The organism is Myxococcus vastator (assembly GCF_010894475.1).
Classification (GTDB): domain Bacteria; phylum Myxococcota; class Myxococcia; order Myxococcales; family Myxococcaceae; genus Myxococcus; species Myxococcus vastator.
This window is the reverse complement of sequence record NZ_JAAIYB010000517.1, coordinates 1-5577: the sequence shown is the minus strand read 5'-3', so window position 1 is coordinate 5577 and position 5577 is coordinate 1. Positions and strand designations below refer to the sequence as shown.

Sequence of the window (5577 nt, the reverse complement as noted above, 5' to 3'; positions counted from 1 at the left end):
GCCGTGCACCATGAACACCGCGCGCGTCGCCCGCGCCGGCCGCCACGCCCCGTCCTCCCGCACCACCCGGTGCAGGGTGACGACGTCATACCGCGACGGCCCCACCTGCAGGCGGTAGCGGTAGTGGGCCACGTCGCCGAACAACGCCACCCGCTCACCGCCTCCCAGATTGCTGGAACCCAGGAACGCGGCGCTGGCCTGCGCCCCCTCCGCCAGCGCCACGCCCTGGAGCGCCGCGGCCCGTGAGACAGCCTGTCGCATGTCATCAGAAGGGGCCGCTTCGGCGGTTCGAGCCAACGACAGACATGCCAACGAGACACAGAGGAAGAACACGGAACGCATACAGACCTCGGATCGGCTGAAGATGTTCGGGGAGTCGAATGACGTGTCGCCCCCCGAGCAGAATTCACGCCAATCATCAAACCCCTGTAACTCCTGGAGTGTTCTCCAGGCAGGGACTTCATGGGTGAACGCCACTGTGGATCGAACCTCTGACATCCCCTGCCAGGTGGGGTACTTCGGCGCGTGCTTCATCACTGAAGCCCGCGCATCACCGGTGCGGCTTCCGGGGCGTCACGAGGAACCCGGCAGGGATTGAGAGGCTTGGGTGACGAGCGCGCGCAAATGACCACAGGCGACCAGAACGGGCAAGAGCGGATTGGCGCTCCAGTACGGGAGGACTGACGGGGTCCGAACGGCACCAGGTGACGTGGGAGGGGTGCTGAACACACGCGCCCATGGGGCTCTCGCCACCCTCCTGGGTGGGGGCGCACATGAAAGCCAGACTTCAACGCGAGGCGGCCCATGGTCGAGCAGCGGTTCCAGCGCAATCTGGGCGTGGTGGATGCGGAGACGCTGGACAAACTGTCACGCACGCATGTGTTGGTGGCGGGCGTGGGCGGCGCGGGAGGCCAGTGCGCGGTGGACCTGGCGCGGCTGGGGTTCGGCGGCGTGACGCTGGCGGACTTCGACGTCTACGAGCGCCACAACATGAACCGGCAGGTGGGCTGCTTCGAGAGCACGCTGGGCCGCGCCAAGGTGGAGGTGGTGGGGCGGATGTGCCGGGACATCCACCCGGCCCTGCGGCTGCGGGAGGTGCTGGAGGGCATCACCGCGGCCAACGTGGAGGACGTGCTTGGCGGAGGCGGGGCGCTGGGCCCGGTGGACTACGTGGTGGAGGTCATCGACATCGCGGGAGCGTGTGAGAAGCAGGTGCTCCACCGCGCCTGCCGTCAGCGTGGGGTGCCGGTGATGACGGGGCTGATGTTGGGCTTTGGCGCGGCGCTGCACGTCTTCCAGCCGGACGCGCCGCTGTACGAAGCGCTCTACCTCCTGCCGGATGGGCGCATCGACCTGCCGGCCATCATCCCCCACCTGGGCAGCTACATGCTCCGCGAGTACATGGACGCGTGCTACCAGGGCCGGGGCCACGCGCCCACCTGCGTGGTGGGCGCGACGAGCGCGGCGGGGATGATGGTGACGGAGTTGACGCGCGCGGTGATGTGGGGACCCCGGTCCATGGTGTCGTGGCCGGAGTACCTCTACGTGGACTTCTTCGACCACCGCTTCGTGCGGGGCACCGCCGCCCAGGCTCACACCACGCCGCGTGAGCGGGCCTCCTCGATGACCTTCACGCCGTCCACGCCCAGGCTCTTGCCCAGGTAGGGGGCGACGAGGTCGGCGTGCTTGTGCACGCGGTGGAAGGCCTCGTCGAAGGTGCGCGTCACCAGGTTGATGCCGGAGATGATGACCCGCTGCAGGTTGTATTGCAGGTCATTGCCTTCGACGATGGCGTGAATCTCCGTGAAGAGCGGGCGCGCGTCCGAATGGAAGGTGGACAGGTTGCGCCGCTGCTCCGAGTTGGGCACGGACGACTTCGGTGAGAGGCTGGCGACGAGGACCAGCGGGTGCCGGAGCTGCTCGTGCGCGCCCTTCATCTGCTGGAAGACGGTGTGGATTTCTTCCTGACTGGGTGGCGCCTCCCATCGGAGGAAGAACACTCTGCCGATGATGGCGGTCTTGTAGACGGATGTGGCCATGATGTCCCCCTGCTGCTGCTTCGGTGATTCCACCGGGAAATCCCGGTGCCCCTTCGCCAGGAACGAACGGCGGCGCCTGGCGGTCTGCGCACCCATTGGCGCGCGTCCGGGCAGCAGACGGAATCAGACTGGAGGGCGGACATCCGCGGCCCGACATTGCCCCGCCGGGCCGCGAGGTGTCCGGCCCCCGACGAAGCGGGGCCGGCGGGGTGCGTCAGTTGCCGGTGAGGGTGATCTGCTCACCCGGCGCGGCGGCGACTTCCTCGGCGGTGAAGAGGATGGGCCGCCACTGCTTCTGGGAGAACAGCCGCGTCTGGTCCGCGTAGTACGGCGAGGCCGGGTTGCTGGACTCGCTGTAGGTCAGCAGGGCGCTGGCCTGCACGCCGGTGGGCGTGAACTCCATGGCCATGATGAAGCTGCTGCCGTTGTTGATGACGTAGCCGCCGTTGGCCAGGGCCGTGCGCGAGTTGACCACCTGGCGCGTGGCGGTGCCCACCTCGGCGTTGGGCGTGGTGGACTTCAGCGTGCCGAAGCTGACGATGTTGGCCGCGCCGTCGTAGTTGCCGCCGCCGTGGATGGGGATGCGCTCGCCGCTCACGCGGGGGGTGAACTGCGCCTGACCCAGCGGGAGGTCCAGCGCCAGGCCCGCGCGCGTCAGCGTGTCCACGGCCTGGGCCAGCTTCGTCAGGACGGGGTCCGCGCCCTGGGCGGGCGCGGGCGCCAGCGTGTGGGGCGTGGCGATGGGGTTGGCCGGGTCGAAGGGCGTGGCGTACAGCGCCGGGCTCGCCTGCAGCTCGCTCATGGTGAACGCGCCCGCGAACTCGCGCCAGACGATGGCGCCCACGCTGTCCACGTCATAGCGACGGTCCCACTGGGCAATCAGCGCGCACGCCTGGCTGATGTCCACGGTGCCCGTGCCGTAGGGCACCGTCGTCTGGCCGGTGCAGCGGGCCACCACGTCGTCGATGAGCAGCTCGGCGACCATTCCGCGGTTGTTGAGGATGGCGTCCTGCAGCTCGGTGCGGGTGAAGAGGCCGTCCGCGCCGGACGCGCCCCCTTCGACCTGTTCGGTGAGCATGACGGCGTTGAGGCGCGTGCGCGGCGTCTGGGGCACGTCCTCCAGGCCGTGCAGGGGCGAGAAGCCCTTGAGCGGCGCGGCGGGGTTGGCCAGCCAGTAGCTGTCATTGGCGTTGAAGACGAAGTCGGTGCGGTCCAGCTGGGGCACCTTGCTGAAGGGCACCAGGCCCGGGCTGCGGGCGCCGGCCTCGTCCTGCCACTCGTTCTGGCTGTTGCTGCCGTCGAGCAGCACCAGGCCCATCTGCTGCCAGATGGCGGTGGTGGCCAGGTCCGCGCCCTGGCGGGCGGCGTTCCAGGTGGCCAGCGCCACGGGCGACAGGTTCGGCGTGGGGGTGGCGTCCGTGTACCAGGTGTTGCCGGCGCGGTCGGCCGCCATGGTGTTGACCCAGGGGATGCCCTGCTCGCGCGCGTAGACGGCCTTGAACTCAGCCAGGCTGCCGGCCTGGTTCATGCCCATGAACTGCGCCAGCAGGGTGTCGTTCTCCAGGTTGGCGTCCCGGTAGGTGAGCGCGGACGCCTCGGTCCACTCCGCGACGCCGGGGATGGAGATGATGGGGCCGTAGTGGCTGCTGTACATGCGGCGGGTGACGTTGACGAGCGTGCCGTTGTCGAGCAGGACGAGGATGGTGATGTCCTTCCAGGTCATCTCCCGCTCTTCGTCGTCGTAGTAGTACGAGGTCGGCTTGCCCGGCACCAGGCGCAGCCCGTACAGCGTCATGCGCTGGCCGGAGGAGAAGGTGTGCGTCCAGGCCACGTCGTTGTTGAAGCCGATGAGGACCGCGGGCACGCCCAGCAGGCCCACGCCGTAGATGTCCAGCTCGCCGGGGACGGTGAGGTGGCTCTCCCACAGCTTGAGCTCGCCTTCCCAGGGGAAGTGCGGGTTGGCCACCACCATGCCGTGGCCGGTGGCGGAGCGGTCGCGGCCAATGGCCCAGCCGTTGCTGCCCACCTGGTGCAGCTCGGGCCGCTGGACCTTGACGTGGTCGCGGTCCGGCGTGCCGATGGCGGTCGCCGTCACGTTGGGCGGCGTGGCCGCGGCGAGGGCGAGGGCGACCTGGTAGCTGCTGCCCGTCAGCGCCGCGCTAAAGGCGTAGGCCAGCAGGTCCACCTCGGAGATGGGCCGCACCCACCTGGCGCCGGTGCAGGGCGCGGGGAGCTGATCCTTGGGCGTCTCCTCGAGGTAGCGGTTGAAGCCGGCCGCGTAGCCCTTGAGCATGGCCTGGACGTTGGCGGGCTGCGCGCTGAAGCGCTCCGTGGCGCGCGCGTGGAGGCCCAGCGAGCGGTAGGCGAAGTCGCTGCCCGCGTAGGTGCTGCCGGGGCCCTGGCCCAGGAAGCGGGCGCGCTCACCGCGCACCTTGAGGATCTGATCCGCGAGGATACAGACGTGGTCCTGGGCGAAGGCATAGCCGTTGCCGTACGCCACGCTGCCCAGGTCCTTGCCGGTGATGTGGGGGACGCCGTGGGCGGTGCGGCGGATGGTGGCTTCGTAGGTGGGCGTCTGGGCCGGAGGCGTCCCGTCGCCGTCGTCTTCGTCACCACACGCGGTGCTGAACAGCAGGCTCATGCCTGCGAGAAGGGAGAACTGCCAGCGGGTGCTCCGCGTACGGCGGAGCACACCGCGCCGGAGGGGCGAGGGAGATTTGGGTTGCATGACAGTCGTCGAGCGTAGGGAGCGGCTGATCACACCGTCAAAATGTTTCTGAAACTGGATTGATTTCTCACACCGCCGGGTACAACGCAGTGTGGCAAGAACGAGCTTCCGGCCGAGCGGGAGGGGTGTGGTAGGAAATCGCGCATATGCCGACCGAGCCGTCCCGTGCCCGCCGCCCGCGCCGTCACTTCTCGATGATTCGCACGTTCGTGCTCGCTGACTTCGTGACGCTGGGCAACGGCTTCGCGGGCGCGGGCGCCATCCTCTCCTCCATGCAGTACCTGGCTTCAGGGGACGTGGGCTGGCTGTGGGTGGCCTTCGGCCTGATGCCGGTGGCGCTGGTGATGGACGTCATGGACGGGCGCATCGCGCGCTGGCGCTTCAAGAAGTCGCCGCTGGGCGCGGACCTGGACTCACTGGCGGACGTCATCTCCTTCGGCATGGCGCCGGCGGCGCTGGCCTTCGCGGTGGGGATGCGCGGCTCACTGGACGTGGCGGCGCTCCTCTACTTCGTGGCGTGTGGCATCAGCCGGCTGGCGCGCTTCAACGTCACGTCGACGGACCTGTCGGACGAGACGGGGAAGGTGAAGTACTTCGAGGGGACCCCCATTCCCACCAGCCTGGCGCTGGTGATGGTGATGGCCGCGGCGCTGTGGGCGGGGCGCATCGGTCCAGACCTGTGGGGCGGTGTGTGGCACCTGGGGCCGTTGGTGCTGCACCCGTTGGCGCTGATGTTCGTGGCCAGCGGAAGCGCGATGATCAGCAAGACATTGCGCATTCCGAAGATTTGATACCGGACACCCACCCACC

General features: G+C 68.9%; 4 protein-coding genes and 1 pseudogene. 2 read left to right on the top strand and 3 right to left on the bottom strand.

The features are described 5' to 3' along the window. Positions 1 to 498, bottom strand: a pseudogene (locus G4D87_RS32855) (hypothetical protein); the annotation flags it as partial. A gap of 306 nt (positions 499 to 804) precedes the next feature. Here G4D87_RS32855 and G4D87_RS32850 point away from each other — a divergent pair. Then, positions 805 to 1665: a ThiF family adenylyltransferase gene (locus tag G4D87_RS32850; protein WP_240358804.1), complete on the top strand. Its 861-nt coding sequence runs from the start codon at positions 805 to 807 to the stop codon at positions 1663 to 1665. Here G4D87_RS32850 and G4D87_RS32845 read toward each other — a convergent pair. Both G4D87_RS32845 and G4D87_RS32840 read right to left on the bottom strand, forming a co-directional pair. After that, positions 1593 to 2039: a DofA protein gene (locus G4D87_RS32845; protein WP_163786634.1), complete on the bottom strand. Its 447-nt coding sequence runs from the start codon at positions 2037 to 2039 to the stop codon at positions 1593 to 1595. The genes G4D87_RS32850 and G4D87_RS32845 overlap by 73 nt on opposite strands. Positions 2040 to 2253: 214 nt before the next feature. Then, a complete protein-coding gene (locus G4D87_RS32840) occupies positions 2254 to 4767 on the bottom strand; it encodes a penicillin acylase family protein (protein ID WP_163786633.1) in 2514 nt (837 codons plus the stop codon). 146 nt (positions 4768 to 4913) lie between these two features. Here G4D87_RS32840 and G4D87_RS32835 point away from each other — a divergent pair, with 146 nt between their 5' ends. Next, positions 4914 to 5558, top strand: a complete 645-nt coding sequence (locus tag G4D87_RS32835; RefSeq protein ID WP_163786632.1) for a CDP-alcohol phosphatidyltransferase family protein — start codon at positions 4914 to 4916, stop codon at positions 5556 to 5558. Positions 5559 to 5577 lie beyond the last annotated feature (19 nt).

Coding starts and splice junctions, on each gene's coding strand:
- G4D87_RS32835 (WP_163786632.1), top strand. CDS start 4,914: ATGCCGACCGAGCCGTCCCGTGCCCGCCGCCCGCGCCGTCACTTCTCG.
- G4D87_RS32845 (WP_163786634.1), bottom strand. CDS start 2,039: ATGGCCACATCCGTCTACAAGACCGCCATCATCGGCAGAGTGTTCTTC.
- G4D87_RS32840 (WP_163786633.1), bottom strand. CDS start 4,767: ATGCAACCCAAATCTCCCTCGCCCCTCCGGCGCGGTGTGCTCCGCCGT.
- G4D87_RS32850 (WP_240358804.1), top strand. CDS start 805: ATGGTCGAGCAGCGGTTCCAGCGCAATCTGGGCGTGGTGGATGCGGAG.